Origin of the sequence: Vibrio toranzoniae (assembly GCF_024347655.1) — a bacterium.
Lineage (GTDB): Bacteria > Pseudomonadota > Gammaproteobacteria > Enterobacterales > Vibrionaceae > Vibrio > Vibrio toranzoniae.
Genome location: NZ_AP025514.1, coordinates 3,144,778 through 3,169,590, shown reverse-complemented (window position 1 = coordinate 3,169,590; position 24,813 = coordinate 3,144,778). Strand labels below are relative to the sequence as shown.

The 24,813-nt window shown below is 44.1% G+C and carries 26 protein-coding genes; 25 read left to right on the top strand and 1 reads right to left on the bottom strand.

The window, feature by feature from the left end:
• The first annotated feature begins 308 nt into the window (after nucleotides 1-308).
• From OCU50_RS14475 to OCU50_RS14360, 24 genes are all read left to right on the top strand, one after another.
• Nucleotides 309-1,058, top strand: a complete 750-nt coding sequence (locus OCU50_RS14475; protein ID WP_017055481.1) for an amino acid ABC transporter substrate-binding protein — start codon at nucleotides 309-311, stop codon at nucleotides 1,056-1,058.
• A 135-nt stretch (nucleotides 1,059-1,193) separates the two neighbouring features.
• Nucleotides 1,194-1,865, top strand: coding sequence for an amino acid ABC transporter permease (locus OCU50_RS14470; RefSeq protein WP_017055480.1), 672 nt, complete (start codon nucleotides 1,194-1,196; stop codon nucleotides 1,863-1,865).
• Entirely contained in the window at nucleotides 1,862-2,599 is a 738-nt protein-coding gene (locus OCU50_RS14465) for an amino acid ABC transporter ATP-binding protein (RefSeq protein WP_017055479.1), read from the top strand. The genes OCU50_RS14470 and OCU50_RS14465 overlap by 4 nt, the downstream gene beginning before the upstream one ends.
• Before the next feature lie 206 nt (nucleotides 2,600-2,805).
• Nucleotides 2,806-2,940, top strand: coding sequence for a 50S ribosomal protein L34 (gene rpmH, locus OCU50_RS14460; protein WP_004735800.1), 135 nt, complete (start codon nucleotides 2,806-2,808; stop codon nucleotides 2,938-2,940).
• A gap of 45 nt (nucleotides 2,941-2,985) precedes the next feature.
• Entirely contained in the window at nucleotides 2,986-3,309 is a 324-nt protein-coding gene (gene rnpA, locus OCU50_RS14455; RefSeq protein WP_017055478.1) for a ribonuclease P protein component, read from the top strand.
• On the top strand, nucleotides 3,276-3,533 hold the full coding sequence (gene yidD, locus OCU50_RS14450; protein WP_077681038.1) for a membrane protein insertion efficiency factor YidD: 258 nt from the start codon (nucleotides 3,276-3,278) through the stop codon (nucleotides 3,531-3,533). The genes rnpA and yidD overlap by 34 nt, the downstream gene beginning before the upstream one ends.
• 2 nt (nucleotides 3,534-3,535) lie before the next feature.
• Nucleotides 3,536-5,155 carry a membrane protein insertase YidC gene (gene yidC, locus OCU50_RS14445; protein WP_060468920.1) on the top strand — a complete coding sequence of 540 codons (1,620 nt, stop codon included), beginning with the start codon at nucleotides 3,536-3,538 and terminating at the stop codon, nucleotides 5,153-5,155.
• Between the two features lie 130 nt (nucleotides 5,156-5,285).
• Nucleotides 5,286-6,647 (top strand): tRNA uridine-5-carboxymethylaminomethyl(34) synthesis GTPase MnmE, encoded by a 1,362-nt coding sequence (mnmE, locus tag OCU50_RS14440; protein WP_060468919.1) that lies wholly within the window; start codon nucleotides 5,286-5,288, stop codon nucleotides 6,645-6,647.
• A 51-nt stretch (nucleotides 6,648-6,698) separates the two neighbouring features.
• Nucleotides 6,699-7,133, top strand: coding sequence for an FMN-binding protein MioC (gene mioC / locus OCU50_RS14435; protein WP_060468918.1), 435 nt, complete (start codon nucleotides 6,699-6,701; stop codon nucleotides 7,131-7,133).
• 482 nt (nucleotides 7,134-7,615) lie between these two features.
• Nucleotides 7,616-9,511 (top strand): tRNA uridine-5-carboxymethylaminomethyl(34) synthesis enzyme MnmG, encoded by a 1,896-nt coding sequence (gene mnmG, locus OCU50_RS14430; protein ID WP_060468917.1) that lies wholly within the window; start codon nucleotides 7,616-7,618, stop codon nucleotides 9,509-9,511.
• Complete coding sequence (gene rsmG / locus OCU50_RS14425) at nucleotides 9,511-10,143, top strand: 16S rRNA (guanine(527)-N(7))-methyltransferase RsmG (RefSeq protein WP_060468916.1); 633 nt, start codon at nucleotides 9,511-9,513, stop codon at nucleotides 10,141-10,143. The genes mnmG and rsmG overlap by 1 nt, the downstream gene beginning before the upstream one ends.
• Nucleotides 10,144-10,157: 14 nt before the next feature.
• The gene (locus OCU50_RS14420) at nucleotides 10,158-10,931 is read left to right on the top strand and encodes a ParA family protein (protein ID WP_029626854.1); all 774 of its coding nucleotides are present in this window, start codon (nucleotides 10,158-10,160) and stop codon (nucleotides 10,929-10,931) included.
• A gap of 23 nt (nucleotides 10,932-10,954) precedes the next feature.
• Nucleotides 10,955-11,836 (top strand): ParB/RepB/Spo0J family partition protein, encoded by an 882-nt coding sequence (locus OCU50_RS14415; RefSeq protein ID WP_060468915.1) that lies wholly within the window; start codon nucleotides 10,955-10,957, stop codon nucleotides 11,834-11,836.
• Between the two features lie 192 nt (nucleotides 11,837-12,028).
• Nucleotides 12,029-12,418, top strand: a complete 390-nt coding sequence (locus OCU50_RS14410) for a F0F1 ATP synthase subunit I (protein WP_010433210.1) — start codon at nucleotides 12,029-12,031, stop codon at nucleotides 12,416-12,418.
• 8 nt (nucleotides 12,419-12,426) lie between these two features.
• Entirely contained in the window at nucleotides 12,427-13,224 is a 798-nt protein-coding gene (atpB, locus tag OCU50_RS14405) for a F0F1 ATP synthase subunit A (protein ID WP_009848124.1), read from the top strand.
• A gap of 49 nt (nucleotides 13,225-13,273) precedes the next feature.
• Nucleotides 13,274-13,531, top strand: a complete 258-nt coding sequence (atpE, locus tag OCU50_RS14400) for a F0F1 ATP synthase subunit C (RefSeq protein WP_004411110.1) — start codon at nucleotides 13,274-13,276, stop codon at nucleotides 13,529-13,531.
• Nucleotides 13,532-13,589: 58 nt separating this feature from the next.
• Nucleotides 13,590-14,060: a F0F1 ATP synthase subunit B gene (atpF, locus tag OCU50_RS14395; RefSeq protein WP_060468914.1), complete on the top strand. Its 471-nt coding sequence runs from the start codon at nucleotides 13,590-13,592 to the stop codon at nucleotides 14,058-14,060.
• Nucleotides 14,061-14,075: 15 nt separating this feature from the next.
• Nucleotides 14,076-14,609 (top strand): F0F1 ATP synthase subunit delta, encoded by a 534-nt coding sequence (gene atpH, locus OCU50_RS14390; RefSeq protein ID WP_060468913.1) that lies wholly within the window; start codon nucleotides 14,076-14,078, stop codon nucleotides 14,607-14,609.
• Nucleotides 14,610-14,622: 13 nt separating this feature from the next.
• Nucleotides 14,623-16,164: a F0F1 ATP synthase subunit alpha gene (gene atpA, locus OCU50_RS14385; RefSeq protein ID WP_046224854.1), complete on the top strand. Its 1,542-nt coding sequence runs from the start codon at nucleotides 14,623-14,625 to the stop codon at nucleotides 16,162-16,164.
• A gap of 48 nt (nucleotides 16,165-16,212) precedes the next feature.
• Nucleotides 16,213-17,079, top strand: a complete 867-nt coding sequence (atpG, locus tag OCU50_RS14380) for a F0F1 ATP synthase subunit gamma (protein WP_046224853.1) — start codon at nucleotides 16,213-16,215, stop codon at nucleotides 17,077-17,079.
• A 51-nt stretch (nucleotides 17,080-17,130) separates the two neighbouring features.
• On the top strand, nucleotides 17,131-18,534 hold the full coding sequence (atpD, locus tag OCU50_RS14375) for a F0F1 ATP synthase subunit beta (RefSeq protein ID WP_060468912.1): 1,404 nt from the start codon (nucleotides 17,131-17,133) through the stop codon (nucleotides 18,532-18,534).
• An 18-nt stretch (nucleotides 18,535-18,552) separates the two neighbouring features.
• On the top strand, nucleotides 18,553-18,975 hold the full coding sequence (locus OCU50_RS14370; protein ID WP_017055450.1) for a F0F1 ATP synthase subunit epsilon: 423 nt from the start codon (nucleotides 18,553-18,555) through the stop codon (nucleotides 18,973-18,975).
• Between the two features lie 183 nt (nucleotides 18,976-19,158).
• The gene (gene glmU / locus OCU50_RS14365; RefSeq protein WP_060468911.1) at nucleotides 19,159-20,520 is read left to right on the top strand and encodes a bifunctional UDP-N-acetylglucosamine diphosphorylase/glucosamine-1-phosphate N-acetyltransferase GlmU; all 1,362 of its coding nucleotides are present in this window, start codon (nucleotides 19,159-19,161) and stop codon (nucleotides 20,518-20,520) included.
• A 222-nt stretch (nucleotides 20,521-20,742) separates the two neighbouring features.
• Nucleotides 20,743-22,377, top strand: a complete 1,635-nt coding sequence (locus OCU50_RS14360; RefSeq protein WP_060468910.1) for a sensor domain-containing diguanylate cyclase — start codon at nucleotides 20,743-20,745, stop codon at nucleotides 22,375-22,377.
• An 83-nt stretch (nucleotides 22,378-22,460) separates the two neighbouring features.
• Here the strand turns inward: OCU50_RS14360 and punC are convergent, their stop codons facing one another.
• Nucleotides 22,461-23,672, bottom strand: a complete 1,212-nt coding sequence (punC, locus tag OCU50_RS14355) for a purine nucleoside transporter PunC (protein WP_046224850.1) — start codon at nucleotides 23,670-23,672, stop codon at nucleotides 22,461-22,463.
• Between the two features lie 163 nt (nucleotides 23,673-23,835).
• Between punC and punR the strand changes: the two genes are divergently transcribed.
• Nucleotides 23,836-24,750, top strand: a complete 915-nt coding sequence (gene punR / locus OCU50_RS14350; RefSeq protein WP_017055446.1) for a DNA-binding transcriptional activator PunR — start codon at nucleotides 23,836-23,838, stop codon at nucleotides 24,748-24,750.
• Nucleotides 24,751-24,813 lie beyond the last annotated feature (63 nt).

The following is a 24,813-nucleotide window of genomic DNA, read 5'->3' as shown; positions in this document are numbered from 1 at the left end:
GGTGCCCCACTCTATTTAAGTTATGTGAAATGACCGTTGATTTTACCTGTTGATAAGTAAGATCGCCAGTAATTGATCACAAATTCAGTGAATAAGATCCAAGTTATTCACAGTAAATTGGGTAAAAATAGTTAGATCCACACATCTTGCCCCTAATTTACTCACACAATGATCCACTTATGCCCGGATCCTTGCGAGTTATCCCCAAATTAGAATACGATATAGTTATGGTTAATAACATCTGGTTATTTATTCTATTGAGCCATTTCACAGTAACATCCAATCCCATAAATATAAGGAGTTACCAAATGAATAACTGGGTTAAGGCTGCAATTGCGGCTATCGCACTCTCTGCTGCTACTGTTCAAGCTGCGACTGAAGTTAAAGTCGGCATGTCTGGTCGCTACTTCCCGTTTACTTTCGTTAAACAAGACCAGCTACAAGGTTTTGAAGTGGATTTATGGGATGAGATTGGTAAACGTAACGACTACAAGATCGAATACGTGACTGCAAACTTTTCTGGTCTGTTCGGTCTTCTTGAAACGGGTCGAATTGATACCATTTCAAACCAAATTACTATGACGGATGCACGTAAAGCGAAATACCTATTCGCAGACCCATACGTAGTAGACGGCGCACAAATTACCGTTCGTAAAGGTAATGACAGCATCAAAGGCATCGAAGACTTACATGGCAAGACGGTTGCGGTAAACCTGGGTTCAAACTTCGAACAACTGCTTCGCAGCTACGACAAAGACGGTAAGATCAATGTAAAAACCTACGATACAGGTATTGAACATGATGTTGCACTGGGTCGTGCGGATGCATTCGTAATGGATCGCCTTTCAGCACTAGAGCTTATTAAGAAGACAGGTCTACCATTGCAGCTAGCAGGTCAGCCATTCGAAACAATTGAAAACGCTTGGCCTTTCGTTGACAACGACAAGGGTAAAAAACTGCAAGCTGAAGTCAACCAAGCATTAGCAACAATGCGCGCCGATGGCACGCTAGAAGGTATCTCTCAGAAATGGTTTGGGGCGGATATTACTCAAAAGTAATGACTCACTCGTTCCATTTAAGGCCCACTGCTTTATACAGCGGTGGGCTTTTTGTTTTTGTATTACTGATTAAAAGCCTGATATAACGGTATTTCTAAATAGAACAACACTTCCAATAAAAATATGAGATAGATTATGGGATTTGACTTTAATTACATGCTGGAGCTGCTACCAATACTGCTGAAGTATCTTGGCACGACCATGGAGATGGCAACTTGGGGTTTGTTCTTTGCTCTGATTCTCTCTTTGATACTGGCAAACATTCGTGTATTCAAAATCCCAGTACTCGATCAGTTGAGCCAACTGTACATCAGCTTCTTTCGCGGCACCCCACTGCTAGTACAGTTATTTCTTCTTTATTACGGCTTACCACAAGTGTTCCCGTGGATGGTTGGTCTAGATGCCTTCAGCGCAGCCGTCATAGGCTTAACTCTGCACTTTGCCGCCTACATGGCAGAAAGTATTCGTGCCGCAATTATCGGTATTGACCGTAGTCAAATGGAAGCCAGCCTATCTGTGGGCATGACAACCAGTCAAGCGATGCGCCGAATCATCTTACCTCAAGCAACCCGCGTCGCATTGCCGTCATTGATGAACTACTTCATTGACATGATTAAGTCGACTTCGCTTGCTTTCACTTTAGGTGTCGCTGAAATCATGGCTAAAGCTCAGATGGAAGCCTCTTCAAGTTTTCGCTTCTTCGAAGCTTTCTTAGCGGTAGCGCTGATTTATTGGGGCGTGGTGGTTATCCTTACTCGTATTCAAATTTGGGCCGAAGTGAAACTGAATAAGGCGTACGTACGATGATCAAATTACAAAATATCCACAAACAATTTGGTGACACTGAAGTATTGAAAGGGATCGACCTAGAAATCAAGCAAGGCGAGATCATTGTCATCATAGGTTCAAGTGGTACTGGTAAATCTACCTTACTGCGTTGTGTGAACTTTCTAGAGCAAGCCGATCAAGGTACGATTTCGATCGATGATATCAAGGTGGATGTTCAGAAACATACCAAATCAGAGGTGCTTGCACTGCGTCGTAAGACGGGGTTTGTGTTCCAAAATTATGCGCTATTTGCTCACCAAACCGCGAGGCAGAACATTGCTGAAGGTTTGATTACTGTTCGAGGTTGGAAAAGTAAACAAGCCCATGAAAAAGCGCAACAAATACTCGATGACATTGGTTTAGGTGACAGATCGGACAGTTACCCAGCAGCGCTCTCTGGCGGCCAACAACAACGGGTTGGTATTGGCCGAGCGATGGCACTTCAGCCAGAGCTTTTGTTGTTTGATGAACCTACATCAGCGCTTGATCCTGAGTGGGTTGGCGAAGTACTTAATCTAATGAAAAAATTAGCAAATCAGCATCAAACCATGCTGGTGGTTACCCATGAAATGCAGTTCGCGAGAGAGGTCGCAGATAGAGTGATCTTCATGGCTGATGGCCACATTGTCGAACAGGGATCTCCACAGGATATTTTTGGTAATCCACAGGATCCTAAATTAAAGAAATTCTTAAACAAGGTTGGGATCGACTAAGGATCCTTGTGATTTTAGTTATTCTACGTATAATCCCCCGACCGGAATTTTAGTTAACCCAATCATTGACACTTTTTGTGACAGTGATTACAATTCCGCCTCTTTGTTGAGAGGCGTCGGTTTTCCTTTCTTATATAAAGAAGAGAAAAAATACCCACGCCGGGTTTAACAAAAACCTAAAACTACTGATCAGTAAGGTAATTACAATGAAACGCACTTTTCAACCTACAGTTCTAAAGCGTAAGCGTACACACGGTTTCCGTGCTCGCATGGCTACTAAGAACGGTCGCGCAACAATCAATGCACGTCGTGCAAAAGGCCGTAAGCGTCTTTCTAAGTAATCTTTGATTATTTTGAATAAGCTAGCCTTCGGTCGGGAGTTACGCTTGTTAACTCCCGAACATTATCAAAATGTCTTCAAGCAAGCTCATCGAGCTGGCTCCCCTCATTTCACCATCATTGCTCGAAATAACTCTCTTTCAAATCCTCGTCTTGGATTAGCCGTTCCGAAAAAGCAGATTAAAACCGCCGTGGGTCGTAACCGATTCAAGCGTCTTACTCGTGAAAGCTTTCGTAACACTCAACACAAACTCCCTAACAAAGATTTTGTTGTAATCGCTAAAAAGAGCGCGCAAGATTTAAGCAATGAAGAAATGTTCAAGCTACTCGACAAATTATGGCTTCGCCTGTCTCGCCCTTCGCGTGGATAGCGCTAATACCCATCTATTTTTATAGATGGTTTATTAGTCCACTCATCGGCCCACGCTGCCGATTTACTCCAACCTGCTCTTTATATGCGATAGAAGCGTTGAAAGCTCACGGTTTTGTAAAAGGGTGTTGGTTATCAGGCAAACGTCTATTAAAATGCCATCCTTTGAATGAAGGGGGCTTTGACCCCGTTCCACCAGTCCCAAAACAAGACAGAGATAAATAACGATGGATTCTCAACGTAATATCCTGTTAATCGCATTGGCTTTGGTTTCTTTCCTACTTTTCCAACAATGGAACGTAGCGAAGACCCCAGCTCCACAAGCGGTTGAGCAGGCACAATCTGGCAGCACACTACCAGCACCATCTTATGCAGATGATCTAGACCCAGCTCCAGGTCAAGTTGCTGCTGCAAAAGCTATCACAGTAACAACTGATGTACTGACGCTGTCAATTGATACGGTTGGTGGTGATGTCGTTAAAGCGAACCTTAATGATTACTCTGCTGAGTTCGATTCTGAAGACACTTTTGTTCTTCTTAAAAACGAACCTGGTCACCAATTTATCGCTCAAAGCGGTCTAGTGGGTCCTCAAGGTATCGATTTAAGCAGCACGAACCGCCCTAGCTACACGGTTTCAGCAGACAGCTTTACTCTAGCTGAAGGTCAAGATGAACTACGCATCCCAATGACTTACCAAGCGAACGGCCTTGATTACACAAAAACATTCGTACTTAAGCGCGGCAGCTACGCGATTGACGTTGAATACGATGTAATCAACAACTCTGGTAACAACGCGACATTCGGCATGTACGCTCACCTACGTCAAAACGTTATGGATGACGGCGGTAGCCTAACCATGCCAACGTACCGTGGTGGTGCTTACTCTACGGAAGATACGCGTTACAAAAAATACAGCTTCGACGACATGCAAGATCGCAACCTGTCTCTTAACCTAGCAAATGGTCAAGGTTGGGCAGCGATGATTCAGCACTACTTTGCAAGTGCGTGGATCCCACGCGACGAAGCAGGCAGCAACCTTTACACCCGTGTAATCGGTAACCTTGGTGACATCGGTGTGCGCATGCCGAACAAAACCATCGCGACTGGCGACGAAGCGAGCTTCAAAGCAACACTTTGGGTTGGTCCTAAACTTCAAGACCAAATGGCTGCTGTTGCACCAAGCCTAGACCTCGTAGTTGACTACGGCTGGTTATGGTTTATTGCTAAACCACTTCATACTCTGCTTTCGTTCATTCAAGGCATCGTTGTGAACTGGGGTCTGGCAATCATCTGTCTAACATTTATCGTTCGTGGTGCTATGTACCCACTAACGAAAGCCCAGTACACATCTATGGCGAAAATGCGCATGCTTCAGCCTAAGCTGACTGCAATGCGTGAGCGTATTGGCGACGACCGTCAACGCATGAGCCAAGAAATGATGGAGTTGTATAAGAAAGAGAAAGTAAACCCACTAGGTGGCTGTTTACCTATCATCTTACAAATGCCGATCTTTATTTCGCTATACTGGGCATTAATGGAGTCTGTAGAACTGCGTCACTCACCGTTTTTCGGTTGGATTACTGACCTTTCAGCACAAGACCCATACTACATCTTGCCACTTCTGATGGGTGCTTCAATGTTCCTAATCCAGAAGATGAGCCCGACAACGGTAACGGATCCAATGCAGCAGAAGATCATGACCTTTATGCCGGTTATGTTCACATTCTTCTTCCTGTTCTTCCCTTCAGGTCTGGTTCTTTACTGGCTAGTATCGAACATCGTAACTCTGATTCAGCAAACGCTTATCTACCGCGCGCTGGAAAAGAAAGGCTTACATTCTAAGTAAGTGCGATAATAGAAAGAGATAAAGAAAGGCGACCAAAAGGTCGCCTTTTTGTTTTTAGCTGATTACAATTCAGCTAATTGATTAATCGTGAACGCCCCTTTTTGGCCTTCACATGCTAGCAGGCACACCTATGACTACAGATACGATTGTTGCTCAAGCGACCGCGCCCGGCCGTGGTGGCGTCGGTATTATCCGCGTTTCCGGCCCATTGGCGACTCAGGTTGCCCTAGAAGTAACAGGAAAAACACTTAAGCCTCGCTACGCTGAGTACTTGCCTTTCAAATCTGCCGATGGCATCGAGCTCGACCAAGGTATCGCGCTTTACTTCCCTAACCCACATTCGTTCACTGGCGAAGACGTGTTAGAGCTGCAAGGCCACGGCGGCCCAGTGGTTATGGACATGCTAATCAAACGCATCCTAACCATCTCAGGCGTGCGTGCCGCGCGTCCAGGTGAGTTCTCTGAGCGTGCCTTCTTGAACGACAAGATGGACTTAACTCAAGCCGAAGCGATTGCTGACTTAATTGATGCAAGTTCAGAAGAAGCAGCAAAATCGGCGCTTCAATCACTACAAGGTGAATTCTCTAAGCGCATTAACACGCTAGTCGATTCACTGATTCATCTACGAATCTATGTTGAAGCGGCTATCGACTTCCCTGAAGAAGAAATCGATTTCCTTGCTGACGGCAAAGTAAGTGCTGACTTACAAGCCATCATCGACAACCTCGAATCCGTACGCCAAGAAGCCAACCAAGGCGCAATCATGCGTGAAGGTATGAAGGTGGTGATAGCAGGCCGTCCAAATGCTGGAAAATCCAGTCTATTGAACGCACTATCAGGCAAAGAGTCTGCGATTGTGACCGATATTGCCGGTACCACACGAGATGTGCTTCGTGAACATATCCATATCGATGGCATGCCACTGCATATTATCGATACCGCAGGCCTACGTGATGCCTCCGATGAAGTAGAAAGAATCGGTATAGAACGCGCTTGGGAAGAGATTTCTCAGGCAGACCGTGTTTTATTTATGGTGGATGGAACGACTACAGGTGCCACCGATCCAAAAGATATTTGGCCAGATTTCGTTGATCGTTTACCAAATAACATAGGCATGACGGTGATTCGTAATAAAGCGGACCAAACCAGTGAAGAGCTAGGAATTTGTCACGTTAACGATCCGACCTTGATTCGCTTATCAGCCAAAACAGGCGAAGGTATCGATGCACTACGTAGCCATCTAAAAGAATGCATGGGCTTCGCTGGTGGCCATGAAGGTGGCTTCATGGCACGTCGCCGTCATTTGGACGCCTTAGAAAGAGCATCAGATCACCTAGATATCGGCAAACAACAGCTTGAAGGTTACATGGCAGGAGAGATCTTGGCGGAAGAGCTACGTATCACTCAGCAGCACCTTAATGAGATTACTGGTGAGTTCAGCTCAGATGATCTTTTAGGTCGTATATTCTCTTCATTCTGTATTGGTAAATAACCTTTAAAAGCCGGCTTATGCTGGCCTTTTTTCTTTAGTAAGGACAGCTTAATGATCCATATTATTACAGGCAGCACCTTGGGCGGTGCTGAATACGTTGGCGATCACCTTAATGATCTTCTTGAAGAACAAGGACATGAAATAACCCTGCATAATCAGCCAGAGTACGATGATATTGCACAACAAGGCTTTTGGTTATTGGTGACTTCAACTCACGGTGCCGGTGAATTCCCAGACAATATTAAGCCGTTTATTGACGCATTAACCCAGCATTCTCCAGACTTAAGCCAGGTTCGCTTTGCTGTCGTGGCACTAGGAGATTCAAGCTACGATACCTTTTGTTTAGCGGGAAAATCAGTCCACAGCCAACTGGAAAACCTCGGAGCGCAGTCTATTTCAGCCTGTTTTAGCATCGATGTATTGGAAACCCCAGTCCCTGAAGATGCAGCTGAAGCCTGGTTTAACGATCATATTGACCAGTTTTAACCTCTTCTTTCTTCCAAAAAGCGGCTTATGCCGCTTTTTTTACCTCCGAATATCGTGATTGTGAATAACTTTTTTTAAAAAAAATGGAAAATTGACGGTTTATTTTCTATTTTATCTGTGGATAAGATTATACATATACGGTGATTAACCTATAGTTATCCAAATAACAAGTTTTAGGATTATTTCCCCCTGTGAATAAGTAGCCATTTTGATCCCAGCTAATCCTCAGCCTGATCAAAGTTAGATCACATCATTTGATCCAAAAAAGATCCATGATCTTGTTGATCATTTTTGACTTATCCACAGATACCCTCGATCCTAATAATAGATCTAATAAAAGATCTCTTTAAAGATCTTATCTATATTAATTAAAAACAGCTTTTTTGAAAAATTCCAAAAACGTTTTCTCAAGCAAGGAAAACAGGTAGTATATCGCTCCTTTTTATCTGTTTAGAAAACGTTTGAATACCTGAGGTCGGTTCATGCTTTATCACGAAAAATTTGACGTCATCGTTGTTGGTGGTGGCCATGCTGGAACGGAAGCCGCACTCGCATCTGCACGTACTGGTCAAAGTACGTTATTACTCACTCATAATATCGATACACTAGGACAAATGTCTTGTAACCCAGCTATCGGCGGGATCGGTAAAGGCCACTTGGTAAAAGAGGTCGATGCTATGGGTGGATTAATGGCGCAAGCTATTGATCATGCAGGTATTCAGTTCAGAACATTAAACGCATCAAAAGGTCCAGCCGTTCGTGCAACTCGTGCACAAGCTGACCGCATACTTTACAAATCCTTTGTTCGTAATGTGCTAGAAAACACACCGAATCTGACGTTGTTCCAACAATCGGTTGATGACTTGATCGTGGAACAGGATCAAGTGGTGGGTGTGGTGACACAGATGGGCCTTAAATTCCGTGCTAACGCAGTGGTACTGACGGTGGGTACATTCTTGGGCGGAAAGATCCATATTGGGATGGAAAGTTCTTCGGGTGGTCGTGCGGGGGATCCACCATCGATCGCACTGGCTGACCGACTTCGTGATCTTCCATTTAGAGTTGATCGCCTAAAAACAGGTACCCCTCCTCGTATCGATGCACGCAGTGTCGATTTTTCTGAGCTTGAGGTTCAACATGGTGATAACCCGACCCCTGTTTTCTCGTTCATGGGAAATCGAACTCAACAGCCACGCCAAATTCCATGCTACATCACACATACTAATGAAAATACGCATGATGTTATTCGTGCTAACCTAGACCGAAGCCCAATGTATGCTGGGGTGATTGAAGGTATTGGCCCTCGCTACTGTCCTTCGATTGAAGATAAAGTGATGCGTTTTGCTGACAAGAACAGCCATCAAATTTTCATTGAGCCTGAAGGTCTTACGACACACGAGCTATACCCGAATGGTATCTCAACCAGTCTGCCGTTTGACGTTCAAGTTAAAATCGTTCATTCAATGAAGGGATTTGAAAATGCCCATATTGTTCGTCCTGGTTATGCGATTGAGTATGACTTCTTTGATCCTCGTGACCTAAAGCTGAGTTACGAAACTAAGTTTATTAAGGGGTTGTTTTTTGCGGGTCAGATTAACGGTACGACCGGTTATGAAGAAGCAGCTGCGCAAGGCTTGATGGCAGGCCTCAACGCGAGTTTGTTTACGCAAGGCAAAGAAGCCTGGAGCCCACGTCGAGACCAAGCTTACATGGGCGTTCTTATTGATGACCTATCAACCATGGGCACTAAAGAACCTTACCGTATGTTTACGTCTCGTGCGGAATACCGTCTGTTGCTTCGTGAAGATAACGCTGATATTCGATTGACTGAGAAGTCTCGCGAGCTTGGCTTAGTGGACGATGCTCGTTGGGCTCGATTCAACGAGAAAGTAGAAAATATTGAGAAAGAGCGTCAACGTTTAAAAGAAACATGGATGAATCCAAAATCTGAAGATATCGGTGCGCTTAATCAGATCCTAAAAACACCAATGTCTCGCGAAGCAAGCGGTGAAGATCTTCTCCGTCGCCCTGAGATGACTTATTCACAGTTAACTGAATTGGATCGTTTTGCTCCAGCATTGGAAGATCAACAAGCATCTGAGCAAGTTGAGATCCAAGTGAAGTACGAAGGCTACATTCAACGTCAACAAGACGAAATTGCAAAATCACTTCGTCATGAAAATACCAAATTGCCTGCTGATATCGACTACAGCCAAATTAAAGGACTTTCTAACGAGGTGGTTCTCAAGCTCACAACCACTAAGCCAGACTCGATAGGTCTTGCTTCTCGTATTTCAGGAATTACGCCTGCGGCAATCTCAATTTTGTTGGTTTATCTGAAAAAGCATGGCCTGTTAAAAAAAGGTGAGGAGGTATAATGAGCGCATTACGCGAAAAACTGGATCACCTGATTGGTCAGACTGAACTTGAAGTCTCTGAAAAACAACGTGGCCAGTTGGTTGGTTATGTTGAATTACTCAACAAATGGAACAAAGCTTATAACTTAACATCGGTGCGTGACCCGTTAGAAATGATGGTGAAACATATCTTAGATAGCATCATTGTTAGTACCCACTTACAAGGCAAACGTTTTATTGATGTTGGTACGGGGCCTGGATTACCTGGGGTTCCTCTCTCAATCATGAACCCAGACGGTGAGTTTTACTTGCTGGATAGCTTAGGTAAGCGTATTCGTTTTATTAAGCAGGTCGTTCATGAATTGGGTATCGATAACGTAATGCCGATTCAAAGTCGTGTTGAAGAATTTCAACCTGAAGAAAAGTTTGATGTCGTGCTCAGTCGCGCATTTGCGTCAATGACAGACATGGTAGAGTGGTGTCACCATTTACCTAAAGAGCAATCCGGTGTATTTTTGGCTCTTAAGGGACAACATCCTAAAGACGAAATCGACCTGTTACCTGAATGGTGTTCAGTGACAGACATTAAAGCTTTGCAAGTGCCAGAGCTTGATGGAGAGCGTCATCTAGTTACTTTATCGCGTCAGGAATAATCAGCGAGGCCATAGTGGGTAGAATTGTAGCAATTGCCAACCAGAAGGGCGGCGTAGGAAAAACAACAACTTGCATTAACTTAGCAGCATCAATGGCGGCAACAAAACGCAAGGTCTTGGTTGTTGACCTCGATCCTCAAGGTAATGCCACTATGGCGAGTGGTGTCGATAAATATCAAGTTGAAGCAACTGCTTACGATTTGTTAGTTGAAGACACCTCATTTGATGAGGTAGTTTGTCGAAGTACATCGGGCAATTACGATCTCATCGCTGCCAACGGTGATGTGACAGCGGCAGAAATTAAGTTAATGGAAGTGTTTGCCCGTGAAGTTCGCCTTAAGAGCGCACTGGCATCAGTTCGTGATAACTATGATTTCATCTTTATTGATTGCCCACCTTCTCTAAACCTTCTTACAATCAATGCAATGGCGGCAGCTGATTCCGTATTGGTTCCGATGCAATGTGAATATTTTGCTCTAGAAGGTTTGACGGCGTTGATGGATACCATCAGTAAGCTTGCAGCGGTCGTAAACGAGAACCTGAAGATAGAAGGTCTTCTGCGTACTATGTATGATCCTCGTAATCGCTTATCTAACGAAGTATCTGATCAGCTTAAAAAACATTTCGGTAATAAAGTTTATCGAACTGTAATCCCTAGAAATGTACGTTTGGCAGAAGCGCCGAGTCATGGCAAGCCAGCAATGTACTACGACAAATATTCTGCAGGCGCGAAGGCATACCTAGCTCTTGCTGGTGAAATGTTGCGTCGTGAAGAAGTCCCAGTATAGGTTTAACCAAAGGAATTCACTCAATGTCTAAGCGTGGTTTAGGAAAGGGGCTAGATGCATTGCTTGCAACTAGTTCATTGGCTCGTGAAAAACAGCACGTTGCTTCTCATAGTCAGGCTTTGTCGGCTGATGGGGAATTGACAGAATTGGCTGTTGGTTGCTTAAAACCTGGTGTATATCAACCACGTAAAGATATTGCGCCAGAAGCTCTCGAAGAGCTGGCTGCATCTATCCAGTCTCAAGGCATTATTCAGCCAATCGTAGTACGCCCTTTAGCGCACGACCAGTTTGAGATTATCGCTGGTGAGCGTCGTTGGAGAGCGGCTCGTCAAGCTGGTTTGAAACAAGTGCCGTGTTTGATAAAGAGAGTGGAAGACAAAGCCGCGATTGCGATGGCATTGATCGAGAATATTCAGCGTGAAGACCTGAATGTTATCGAAGAATCACAAGCGCTAGAGCGTCTACAGAACGAATTTGAACTGACGCACCAACAAGTCGCTGATGTGATCGGTAAATCAAGAGCAACGGTTAGTAACTTATTACGTCTAAATCAGCTCGAAAGTGAAGTAAAAGGTTTAGTTTCTAATAAACAACTGGAAATGGGGCATGCTCGAGCACTGCTTGCCCTTGAAGGTGATATCCAGGTTGAAGCGGCAAATACTGCGGTAAGCAAGAAAATGACCGTGCGTCAAATTGAGCAGCTTGTTAAAAAATGCTTAAAACCAGAAGTTGAGACAGAATCGAAGCCTGAAGACACAGAAGCTATCGAACTTTCACGAAGACTTACGGAAAAATTGCAAGCAAACGTTTCAGTTACTCGTTCTGTTAGTGGTAAGTCAAAAGTGACGATTACTCTTGATGAGCCTCACAAATTAGAGCAACTTATTGCTAAACTAGAGTACTAAATGAGATAATTGATTTAGGTCAATTATGTAATAAATAAGTAATTTCGTACAAAAGTTGTCGGTTTGTATACAAAAATGTAAATGATTGCTGCATTGTTATTGCAATCGATTTGGCTGAACGTATAATTTTTGCCAATTTCTCAGCACGCTTTTAAGCGAGTGATTTAGTGGGCTTAAAAGAGGAACGAATACATGGTAGCGGCGTTAGCAAGACCAGGACGAGTGCTTGCAAAGCAAATGTTATTGATCGAGCTTAGCGCGGTTATATTAGTGGCAATAGGGTTAGGTTTAGCTGTTAATCCTGATTGGGGTTTTGCTGCATTGGTCGGTGGCGGTATTTTTGTCATTGCTAATGTGGTTTTTTGTGTGTGTGCTTTCCTATTTTGTGGAGCTCGCGCAACTAAGTTAGTTGCGGCGTCGTTCTATGCAGGCGAAGCTCTAAAAATCTTAATCACAGTTCTACTATTCTCTATTGTCTACATGTATATGCAGGTGGAATTAATTCCCCTCAAACTGACCTATTTACTGGTTCTAGGTATTAATATCTTTGCGCCAGTGCTTTTCATTAACAATAAAAAATAGGATGAGTTATGGCTGCGCCAACAGCATCCGGATACATTGAACACCATTTACAAAACCTCTCTTTAGCTAAGTTTGGTCTTGTAGAGGAAACAAGTTTCTGGAACGTACATATAGACAGTCTGTTTTTTTCGGTGTTGACAGGGATGTTATTCCTTTGGGTTTTTCGCTCAGTCGCTAAGAAAGCAACAGTAGGTGTACCTGGTAAGCTTCAGTGTTTTGTTGAAATGGTAGTGGAATTCGTTGGCGACAACGTTAAAGAAACTTTCCATGGTCGCAACCCTCTGATTGCCCCACTAGCACTGACTATATTCTGCTGGATTATCATTATGAACTTGATGGACTTAGTGCCTATCGATTTCTTACCATATCCTGCAGAGCATTGGCTAGGTATCCCTTACTTGAAAGTGGTTCCTACAGCTGATGTAAATATAACCATGGCAATGGCTTTGGGTGTTTTTGCTCTGATGATCTACTACAGCATCAAAGTGAAAGGCCTAGGCGGATTTGCTAAAGAATTGGCACTGCATCCATTTAATCACCCAATCATGATCCCATTTAACTTGGTACTTGAGGTAATTTCGTTATTAGCGAAGCCACTATCTCTAGGTATGCGTTTATTTGGTAATATGTTTGCGGGTGAGGTGGTGTTTATTCTTATCGCGGCAATGCTACCGTGGTACTTACAATGGGTAGGTGCACTACCTTGGGCTATCTTCCATATCTTAGTTATATTGATTCAAGCGTTTGTTTTCATGATGTTGACAATCGTTTACTTATCAATGGCTCATGAAGATAGTGATCACTAAAAAATTTTTAAGCTTTATTCTAACTATTAATGTTAATCGGAGAACGTAAATGGAAACTGTACTAAGTTTTTCAGCAATCGCTGTTGCTATTATTGTTGGTCTTTGTGCCGTAGGTACTGCAATTGGTTTTGCTATTCTTGGTGGTAAATTCCTAGAAGGCGCTGCGCGTCAACCTGAAATGGCTCCAATGCTACAAGTTAAGATGTTCATCATCGCTGGTCTACTGGATGCTGTTCCAATGATCGGTATCGTAATCGCACTACTATTCACGTTTGCTAACCCATTTGTTGGTCAACTAGCAGGCTAATTAGCTTTTAATAGTTAATTAAATTTTTGTAGTTGATTCTTAACGAGGGGTAGCTGTTGTGAATATGAACGCAACTCTGCTGGGTCAAGCAATTGCTTTTACACTGTTTGTTTGGTTCTGCATGAAATATGTATGGCCGCCAATCATGCAAGCAATTGAAGAACGTCAGAAGAAAATTGCTGACGGTCTTGTAGCCGCTGAGCGCGCTGCTAAAGACTTGAACCTGGCACAAGCCAACGCTTCTGAGCAAATGAAGGAAGCGAAGCGCACTGCAACTGAGGTTATTGAACAGGCAAATAAACGTAAAGCTCAAATTATTGATGAAGCTCGAGAAGAGGCTCAGGCAGAACGCCAGAAAATCTTAGCGCACGCTGAAGCAGAACTTGAAGCTGAACGCACACGTGCCCGTGATGACCTGCGCAAACAAGTCGCAACTCTGGCTATAGCTGGTGCTGAGAAAATCCTTGAACGTACAATCGATAAAGATGTACACAATGATCTTCTTAACAACATTACTGCAAAACTTTAAAGCAAGGGGCTGTATATGTCTGATTTGACTACAATCGCACGCCCCTATGCTAAAGCAGCGTTTGACTTTGCGGTAGATAAAGGTGAGCTAGACCAATGGGGTCAAATGCTTACTTTTGCTGCCGAAGTGGCACAAAATGATGATGTTCATAATTTATTAAGCAGTTCTATGACTGCTGAAAAATTAGCGGAAATATTCATTGTAATTTGTGGCGAACAATTTGATGAATTCGGTCAAAACTTAATTAAAGTGATGGCTGAAAATGGTCGTTTAATGGCCTTTCCTGATGTGTGTACACAGTTCTTATTGCTCAAACAAGAGCATGAAAAAGAGATCGACGTTGAAGTAACTTCAGCGGTTGAGCTTTCTCAAGAACAACGCGCAGATATCAGCAGCAAATTGGAACAGCGCCTAGCGCGCAAAGTTCAGCTGAATTGCAGTATAGATGAGACTCTACTTAGTGGAGTTATTATTCGAGCCGGAGACCTAGTCATCGATAACTCAGCGCGCAGTCGTCTTGACCGCCTGAGCGATGCATTGCAGTCTTAATGGGGATTGGAGCATGCAACTTAATTCCACTGAAATTAGCGATCTAATTAAACAACGTATTGAATCTTTCGACGTTGTTAGTGAAGCTCGCAATGAAGGTACTATCGTTTCTGTAAGCGATGGCATCCTTAGCATTCACGGCCTAGCGGACGTGATGCAAGGTGAAATGATCGAACTACCGGGTGGCCGTTACGCGCTAGCACTAAACTTGAACCGTGATTCGGTTGGTGCTGTTGTAATGGGCCCGTATGCTGACCTACAGGAAGGCATGAAAGTTACAGGTACTGGTCGTATTCTTGAAGTACCAGTAGGTCCTGAAATGCTTGGTCGTGTTGTAAACACGCTAGGTGAGCCAATTGATGGTAAAGGTCCTATCGAAGCGAAATTAACTTCGCCTGTAGAAATTATCGCACCAGGTGTAATCGACCGCAAATCGGTAGATCAACCTGTTCAAACTGGTTACAAGTCAGTTGACTCAATGATCCCTATCGGTCGTGGTCAACGTGAACTCGTAATCGGTGACCGTCAGACTGGTAAAACAGCCATGGCGATCGATGCGATTATCAACCAGAAAAACTCTGGTATTTTCTCTATCTACGTAGCTATCGGCCAAAAAGCGTCGACTATTGCTAACGTAGTTCGCAAACTAGAAGAGCACGGCGCACTGGCTAACACTGTTGTTGTTGTTGCATCGGCTTCTGAATCTGCAGCGCTGCAATACCTTGCACCGTATGCTGGTTGTGCGATGGGTGAATACTTCCGTGATCGCGGCGAAGATGCACTGATTGTTTATGATGATCTATCTAAGCAAGCGGTAGCTTACCGTCAAATTTCACTACTACTTAAGCGTCCACCAGGTCGTGAAGCGTTCCCAGGTGATGTTTTCTACCTTCACTCTCGTCTACTAGAGCGTGCTGCTCGTGTAAGCGAAGCATACGTAGAAAAGTTCACTAACGGCGAAGTGAAAGGCAAGACTGGTTCTTTAACTGCTCTTCCTATCATCGAAACGCAAGCTGGTGACGTATCTGCATTCGTACCAACGAACGTAATCTCGATTACCGACGGTCAGATCTTCCTACAAACTGAGCTATTCAACGCGGGCGTACGTCCAGCTGTTGACCCAGGTATCTCAGTTTCACGTGTAGGTGGTTCGGCGCAGACTAAAATCATCAAGAAGCTATCTGGCGGTATCCGTACAGCTCTAGCTCAATACCGTGAACTTGCTGCATTTGCACAGTTCTCATCGGATCTTGATGAAGCGACTAAAAAGCAGCTAGACCATGGTCAAAAAGTGACAGAATTGATGAAGCAGATGCAATACGCTCCTATGTCTGTATTCGACCAAGCTTTAGTCATCTTCGCTGCAGAGCGTGGATACCTTGAAGATGTAGAACTTTCTAAAGTTCTAGACTTTGAAGCTGCTTTACTGTCGTTTGCTCGTGGTCAATATGCCGATCTAGCAACTCAGATCGACACAACGGGTGCTTTCAACAAAGAAATCGAAGCTGAGCTGAAGAAGCTTGTTGACGATTTCAAGGCAACCCAGACCTGGTAATTGGTGGGTGGTCTTAGGGCCACCTCATACCATTAACGGAGAGTAACGATGGCCGGCGCAAAAGAGATACGTAATAAAATCGGTAGTGTTAAAAGCACACAGAAGATTACGAAAGCAATGGAAATGGTAGCAGCTTCAAAAATGCGTCGTTCTCAAGACGCAATGGAAGCTACTCGTCCATATGCAGAAACAATGCGTAAAGTGATCGGTCATTTGGCTAATGGTAGCCTCGAGTATAAGCATCCTTATCTTGAGGAACGTGAAGCCAAACGTGTTGGTTACATCATCGTTTCTACAGACCGTGGTCTTTGTGGTGGTTTGAACATTAACTTGTTCAAGAAAGCCATGAACGACATGAAAAATTGGTCTGAGAAAGGTGCTGACGTTGAGCTTGCAATTGTAGGTTCAAAAGCGACAGCATTTTTCAATAACAGCGGCGCTAAAGTAGCAGCTCAAGTTTCTGGTCTGGGTGATCGCCCAAGCCTTGAAGATTTGATTGGCTCTGTAAGCGTTATGCTGAAGAAATATGATGAAGGCGAGTTAGATCGCCTGTTCGTAGTGTTCAATAAGTTTGAAAACACTATGGTACAAGAACCAACGATCGATCAATTACTTCCTTTGCCTAAATCAAATAGCGAAGAAATGAAACGCGATCATGCTTGGGACTATATTTATGAGCCTGAGCCAAAACCACTACTAGATGCATTATTAGTTCGCTATGTCGAATCTCAAGTGTATCAAGGTGTGGTAGAGAATCTTGCTTGTGAGCAAGCAGCTCGAATGATTGCAATGAAATCAGCAACAGATAACGCTGGTGACATTATTGATGACTTAGAACTTGTGTATAACAAAGCGCGTCAAGCGGCAATCACACAAGAACTTTCTGAGATCGTTTCAGGCGCATCAGCAGTTTAATCGCTTATTCGGTTTAAGCTTAGGTAAAACTAAATAGTTAGAGGATTAACGATGGCTACAGGTAAGATCGTACAGATCATCGGTGCGGTAGTCGACGTAGAGTTCCCACAGGGCGAAGTACCTCGTGTATACGATGCTCTGAATGTTAATGAAGTGAAAGAGCGTCTAGTTCTTGAAGTTCAGCAACAACTTGGCGGTGGCGTAGTTCGCGCAATCGTAATGGGTAGCTCTGATGGTTTACGTCGTGGTTTGACAGTTGAAAATACTGGCGCTCCAATCTCAGTACCAGTAGGTACTAAGACATTGGGTCGTATCATGAATGTCCTAGGTGACGCGATTGATGAGTGTGGTGAAATTGGTGCTGAAGAGCATTACGCCATTCACCGTGAAGCTCCAAGCTACGAAGAGCAGTCTAACGAGACAGCTCTTCTAGAAACTGGTGTTAAAGTAATCGACTTGATTTGTCCATTCGCTAAGGGTGGTAAAATCGGTCTATTCGGTGGTGCTGGTGTAGGTAAGACCGTTAACATGATGGAACTTATCAACAACATCGCACTTCAACACTCAGGCCTATCTGTATTTGCAGGTGTAGGTGAGCGTACTCGTGAAGGTAACGATTTCTACTTTGAGATGCAGGAAGCCGGTGTTGTAAACATCGAAAACCCTGAAGAATCAAAAGTAGCGATGGTTTACGGTCAGATGAACGAGCCACCAGGTAACCGTCTACGTGTTGCACTGACAGGTCTAACAATGGCTGAGCGCTTCCGTGACGAAGGTCGTGACGTTCTACTGTTCGTTGATAACATCTACCGTTACACACTAGCAGGTACTGAAGTATCAGCACTTCTAGGTCGTATGCCTTCTGCGGTAGGTTACCAACCTACACTAGCTGAAGAAATGGGTGTTCTACAAGAGCGTATCACGTCAACTAAAGCTGGTTCTATCACGTCTGTACAGGCGGTATATGTACCTGCGGATGACTTGACTGACCCGTCTCCAGCAACAACGTTCGCTCACTTGGATGCAACGGTTGTACTTAACCGTAACATCGCATCTATGGGTCTATACCCAGCGATCGACCCGCTAGATTCTACTTCACGTCAACTGGATCCATTGGTAGTTGGACAAGAACACTACGACATCGCTCGTGGCGTTCAGTCTACTCTTCAGCGCTACAAAGAGCTGAAAGATATCATTGCTATCCTAGGTATGGATGAGCTATCTGAAGAAGATAAGCAAGTTGTATCTCGTGCTCGTAAGATTGAGAAGTTCCTAACTCAGCCTTACCACGTAGCGGAAGTATTTACAGGTGACCCAGGTGTTTACGTACCTCTTAAAGAGACTCTACGTGGCTTCCAAGGTCTTCTATCTGGTGAATACGATGACATTCCAGAGCAAGCGTTCATGTACTGTGGTGCAATTGACGAAGCTATCGAGAATGCTAAGAAGCTATAAGGCTAACTAGGAGGCGATATGGCAGCAATAACCTTTCACCTAGACGTTGTAAGTGCCGAGAAGCAAATTTTCTCTGGTCTTGTTGAGACGTTTCAGGTGACCGGTAGTGAGGGTGAACTTGGTATTTTCCATGGTCATACTCCACTGCTGACCGCTATCAAGCCTGGTATGGTGCGTATTGTTAAGCAGCACGGCCACGAAGAAATTATTTATGTTTCTGGTGGTATGGTAGAAGTTCAGCCTGGTACAGCGACTGTACTGGCTGATACAGCTATCCGTGGTGAAGAGCTAGACGCAGCAAAGGCGGAAGAAGCTAAACGCAAGGCTGTGGAGAATATCCAAAATCAGCATGGCGACATAGACTTCGCACAAGCGGCCGGTGAACTGGCTAAAGCCATTGCTCAGTTACGAGTTATCGAACTGACAAAGAGGCGTCGTTAATCTTTTATAAGATTATCGATTCTGAGATAAAGGCGACCTAAGGGTCGCCTTTTTGTATTTTGGATATCTCAAAAATGCTCCGTTTACGTATAAGTACTGGTTAAATTGCTATTGCGATTTAATTATTAAACCAAAAACGGTTACAATATCGGCTTAATAAAAAAAATGTTGGATAGGTTTACAATGAAGTTTAGCGCAGTAATTCTCGCAGCGGGCAAAGGTACTCGCATGTATTCAAATACACCAAAGGTTCTGCATACACTTGCGGGCAAGCCAATGGTGAAACATGTTATCGATACCTGTAATGGTTTAGGTGCTCAAAACATCCATTTGGTCTACGGTCATGGTGGTGAGCAGATGCAGGCGACTCTAGCTGAAGAGTCTGTGAATTGGGCTCTGCAAGCGGATCAGTTGGGTACAGGTCACGCGGTGGATCAAGCATCTGCGCACTTTGCTGATGATGAAAAGGTACTAGTGCTGTACGGAGATGTGCCACTTATCTCGCCTGAAACCATTGAGAACCTATTAGACGCTCAGCCAAATGGTGGTATAGCACTGCTTACTGTCGTTCTTGATAACCCAACGGGTTACGGTCGTATCATTCGTCGAAATGGTCCTGTAGTCGCTATCGTCGAGCAAAAAGATGCAACTGATGAACAAAAGCTTATCAAAGAGATTAATACTGGGGTGATGGTTGCTACTGGTGGTGATCTGAAGCGTTGGTTGTCTGGCTTAAGCAACGACAACGCCCAAGGTGAATACTACCTGACTGACGTCATCGCAGCAGCTCACGATGAAGGTCGTGCGGTTGAAGCCGTGCATCCGATAAGTCCAATTGAAGTTGAAGGCGTTAATGACCGTTCTCAATTGGCTCGTCTAGAGCGAGCTTATCAAGCTGAGCAGGCTGATAAACTATTGAAACAAGGTGTTATGTTACGCGATCCAAGCCGCTTTGACCTACGTGGTGAACTGCAGTGCGGTATGGATGTTGAGATAGATACTAACGTTATCATCGAAGGCTGCGTAAGTATTGGTGATAATGTGGTTATCGGTACTGGTTGTGTATTGAAAGACTGTGAAATTGATGACAACACCGTCGTACGTCCATACAGTGTTATTGAAGGTGCTACTGTTGGTGAAGACTGTACGGTTGGTCCTTTTACTCGTCTGCGCCCTGGTGCTGACATGCGTAATAACTCGCATGTGGGTAACTTTGTCGAAGTGAAGAATACTCGTCTAGGTGAAGGCTCAAAAGCAAACCATTTAACTTATCTTGGTGATGCGGAAATCGGTCAGCGTGTCAATGTTGGTGCAGGCGCTATTACCTGTAACTACGATGGTGCGAATAAGTTTAAGACCATCATTGGCGACGACGTGTTTGTTGGTTCTGATAGCCAGTTGATCGCACCTGTGGTTATTGGAAACGGTGCGACTGTCGGTGCGGGCTCGACGGTAACACGTGATGTTTCTGAAAATGAACTTGTTATCAGCCGCGCTAAAGAACGTAAGATAGCTAACTGGCAGCGTCCGGTTAAGAAAAAATAGTCGCTCAGTTTTGTGATTAATGAAGTAATGAGAGCCAGTAGCTTAGCTACTGGCTTTTTTGTACCAGGTACTCATAGTTAATGAAACAATCTATTTGATGATTGTGTTTTTTAAACTGGTTGTTAATCTTCGAATATTACTCGGTGTGTTTAAGGTTGGTTTTTTGTGAGGCTGGTTGAAAAGAAATGGCAAACGTTGCCGATAATTATTTTATCTTTTTCAATGTTGATAGGCCTGTATGGTTTTTATATAACCTTGGAAAAGCTGGTGGTTGAGAATGAGCGTGACCATTTGGTTTCTCTAATGTCAGACGTTATTTATGAAATTCGCGAAGACAGCGAGCTATTTACGTCTGATATGGATGTCGATGATTACATTGGCAACCTGACTCAAGCCAATACACGATTAAGAATTCAGGTTATTAACCTTGATGGTGTCGTGATTGGTGATACGGATCTGTCTGACCATGCATTGGCTAGAGTTGAAAATCATGGTAACCGTCCTGAATTCAAACAAGCACTTCAACAAGGCACGGGCAGTGATGTGCGCTTTAGTACCGTAACCTCAGTAGACCGAATTTATTATTCAATGAAAGAGAGCGTTAACGGACAAGATTTCGTTGTGATCATTTCTTTGCCAATGCACCAACTTAAACAGATGAATTTCCAATTAATGGGAATTCTAATTGGCATGGTATTGCTGAGCTTGAGTTTTTTGATTGGTACGTCTTATGTGAGCAACCGTCAAATCGTCCATAAAGTAGAAGAAGAGCAAAAGAAACAAGACGAGCGCATTCGCCAAAGAACCCATGAAATCGAACTGATGCACCGTCTAGCGAATATGCTTGCAGCGTGTAATAACATGGTGGAAGCCCAACAGATTGTTTCTGATATTTTGCCGAGAATTTTAGGTAACGTGAACGGCAGTGTTTCTTTGATGAGGGCATCTCGAAATCAACTGATTACGCAACTTGATTGGGGAGATATATGGCCTGGAAGCGCAAGCTTTGCCCCTGAAGAGTGTTGGTCGTTACGTAAAGGACGGGCTCACTTGTCTAATAATGATTTCCACTCATTGAGCTGTGGTCATATGCATGACATGGACAACAACCAAACCCTCTGTATCCCGTTGACTGCACACGGTAATACTATTGGCATAATGCACCTTTACTTCGGTCAGGGCGACATCAAAATTGACCCGATTACCGAACAATTAGCTTTTAGTGTTTCAGAACATCTCGGTTTAGCGTTGGCTAACCTGAGCTTGCAAGAGAAGTTGCGCTCACAAGCCTTAAGCGACCCATTAACCGGTTTATTCAATCGTCGTTTCTTTGATCAAAAGTTAGAAGAGCACTCAATGAATTCAGCCACCAGCGAGCAACCCTTGTCGCTATTGATGCTCGATTTAGATCACTTCAAACGTTTCAATGATAATTTTGGTCATGATGCGGGTGATTTCGTCTTGAAAGAGATCAGCGCGCTACTCAAACAGAGTGTGAGTGAAGATGAGATAGCCTGCAGGTTGGGGGGTGAGGAGTTAGCGATATTACTTCCGCACTATTCAATGCAGCAAGCGACGGAATTTGGTCAGACACTGTGTGATGCCGTGCGTTCTATGCACCTTGAACATAAAGGGCTTTCACTAGGTCAGTTAGGTGTTTCAATTGGTGTCGCTATGTATCCTAAGCCTGCATCTGATACCGAGTCTCTGGTTAAGATGGCAGATAAAGCGCTCTACATGGCGAAAGACATGGGACGTAGCCGAGTGGTTAACTATGATGAATACAGCCGTCATAAAGCGCCAGCACTCGAAGTCGTCGATGGTGAAGAGGTTTCGACGTCGTTACCAAAACAGTAAGTTGATATTAAGCGTAGGTATAAAAAGAGCGAGTCATCTCGCTCTTTTTGGTTTTTATTAAGCTAGAAGCTAGAAGCTAGAAGCTAGTCTTGCTTCTCTTCTGTGACGACGCGAGAGTTATCCGGAGTTGCAAAGTGTTCTGATAGCTCTTTGTTCGAAACAATATAGCCAATCCACAGTGCTCCCAAACAGATCACAACTGCGATACCTGTGGCGCTTAACGCTTGGCTAGCCATTGCTGCAACTAGTGCGCTTGAGAGGCCACTAATAGTAATTTGCAAGCTGTTTTGTAGACCCGCCGCTGTTGCCGGGCTTTGCTTAGCACTTGATAGCGCACGGTTTACTACGATTGGGTAAAGTGCACCATTCGCTACAGCAATCAAACAGAAAGGTGCTAATAGAGGCCAGATTGATGTCAGTTCCCACTGTGATGCGATAAAGATTAGCATCGCAGCAACACTGAACAATCCAATAAGGTTTCTTAGTACCAAACCATCGCCGTATTTCTTCACAGCTTGTTTGCCAAAATAACCACCCGCCATGAATGCGATTGTCTGTGGAATAAAGCTAAGACCGATGTCTTTTGCTTCATAACCTAGTTGAGCCATGATCTCTGGCATACCAGTTAGATAAGCGAAGAACGCCGCCGAAGCCGAAGCAAACATCAGCACATTACCCATGTAAGGCTTTGATTTAAGCAACATCTTGATGTCTGTTTTGATCGATGTTTGTTTTACCTCAGGTGCTTCTTTTGGTTGAGCCATTGTCGTTACTGCTAACAATGCACCCATCAAGGTTAATGTGATGAAGATACTGTGCCAGCCAAAGTTGTTCGCGAGTAATACACCTAATTGAGGTGCTAATGCTGGAGATAGCGCCACTAAAGGCATGATGGTCGCAAAAATTTGTTGGCTACTGCTCTGAGAGTATCGCTTGATAACCATCGCTTGCCAAATTACTGCGGGAGCGCACACCCCGATCGCTTGAATGAAGCGCAGTGTCAGTAGGTGCCAGACCTCAGTACTGAACGCTAAGCCGAATGAGGCAATAGTGAATAGCATTAAGCCAACGGCTAACGTATTGCGATGACCGTACTTGTCACTCGCGAGTCCCCACAGGAGCTGACCCATTGCCATACCGCCAAGAAACACGGTTAACGACAATGCGATCTGTTCTGGGCCTGTTGCGAAATCGATCTCCATCGCCTTAAATGCAGGAAGGTACATATCGGTCGCAATAAAACCAAGCATTGAGAGAACTGCAAGGTAGACCAATTGAAATTTAGAAATATTCATAAAATGCCATTAAACTAAAAGTAGTGGTGTTTTTATCATCAAAAAAATTGTTTGATATAAAGGACTGAAAGCCCCTGTTTATTAATCATTACATTCTATTTTTCAAAACTGATAAAATAAAACGCTAAAATATGTAGTTATCAATCAAAAAATTTGAAGGCTTATGTTCTCTAAATCCTCTTTAGAAATGCTCGATACGGTTGCCCGCTTAGGCAGTTTTACTGCTGCGGCACAGCAACTGCACAAAGTGCCATCAGCGATCAGTTATGGGGTTAGACAGGTCGAACAAGAATTGGATGTTTTACTTTTCAGACGCTTACCGAGAAAGGTTGAACTGACGCCTGCTGGTGAACTGTTCATTGAAGAGGCTCGTGCGTTGCTGAGGCAGATGGAAGAGATCAGTGCTCAAACTCGACGAGCTGCTCGTGGTTGGAAGAAGACCCTGCGCCTAACGCTTGATAATGTGGTTAAGCTCGACAAAATGAAGCCGATGATTGAAGCGTTCTATCAAACGTTTGAGTTTGCCGAACTTCAGATCAACATGGAGGTGTTCAACGGCTCTTGGGAAGCGATAGCGCAGGGCAGGGCGGATATCGTGATTGGTGCCACTTCCGCGATACCTGTAGGTGGTGACTTTGAGGTCAAAGACATGGGGCGCTTAGATTGGGCGTTTGTGATGTCGCCAAGTCATCCGTGTGTGCGAGAGCAAAACCTCAATGAAGAATTTGTTAGCCAGTATCCCGCAATATGTTTGGATGATACCTCTAGTGTGCTGCCTAAGCGACACACCGGTCACTATGCGAGTCAGAGACGTCTTCTATTACCTAATTGGTACAGTGCGATTGAGTGCCTTAAGAACGGTGTTGGAGTGGGTTATATGCCAAGACATATCGCTGCGCCTATTATTGAGCAGGGTTTGTTGGTGGAGAAGATCTTGCCAGAACCAAGCCCGCAGAGCCATTGCTGTTTGGTGTGGCGAAAAGACGACAACCATAAATTGATCGAATGGATGGTAAAATACCTAGGATCGAGCGAGCAACTTCATCAAGATTGGTTGGATCATCGCAAGGCGATCTAATGATCTACTTGAAGACGATCTTTTGAGGTGACTGACCTGAACCGGCACCAATAAAAAGAGCGA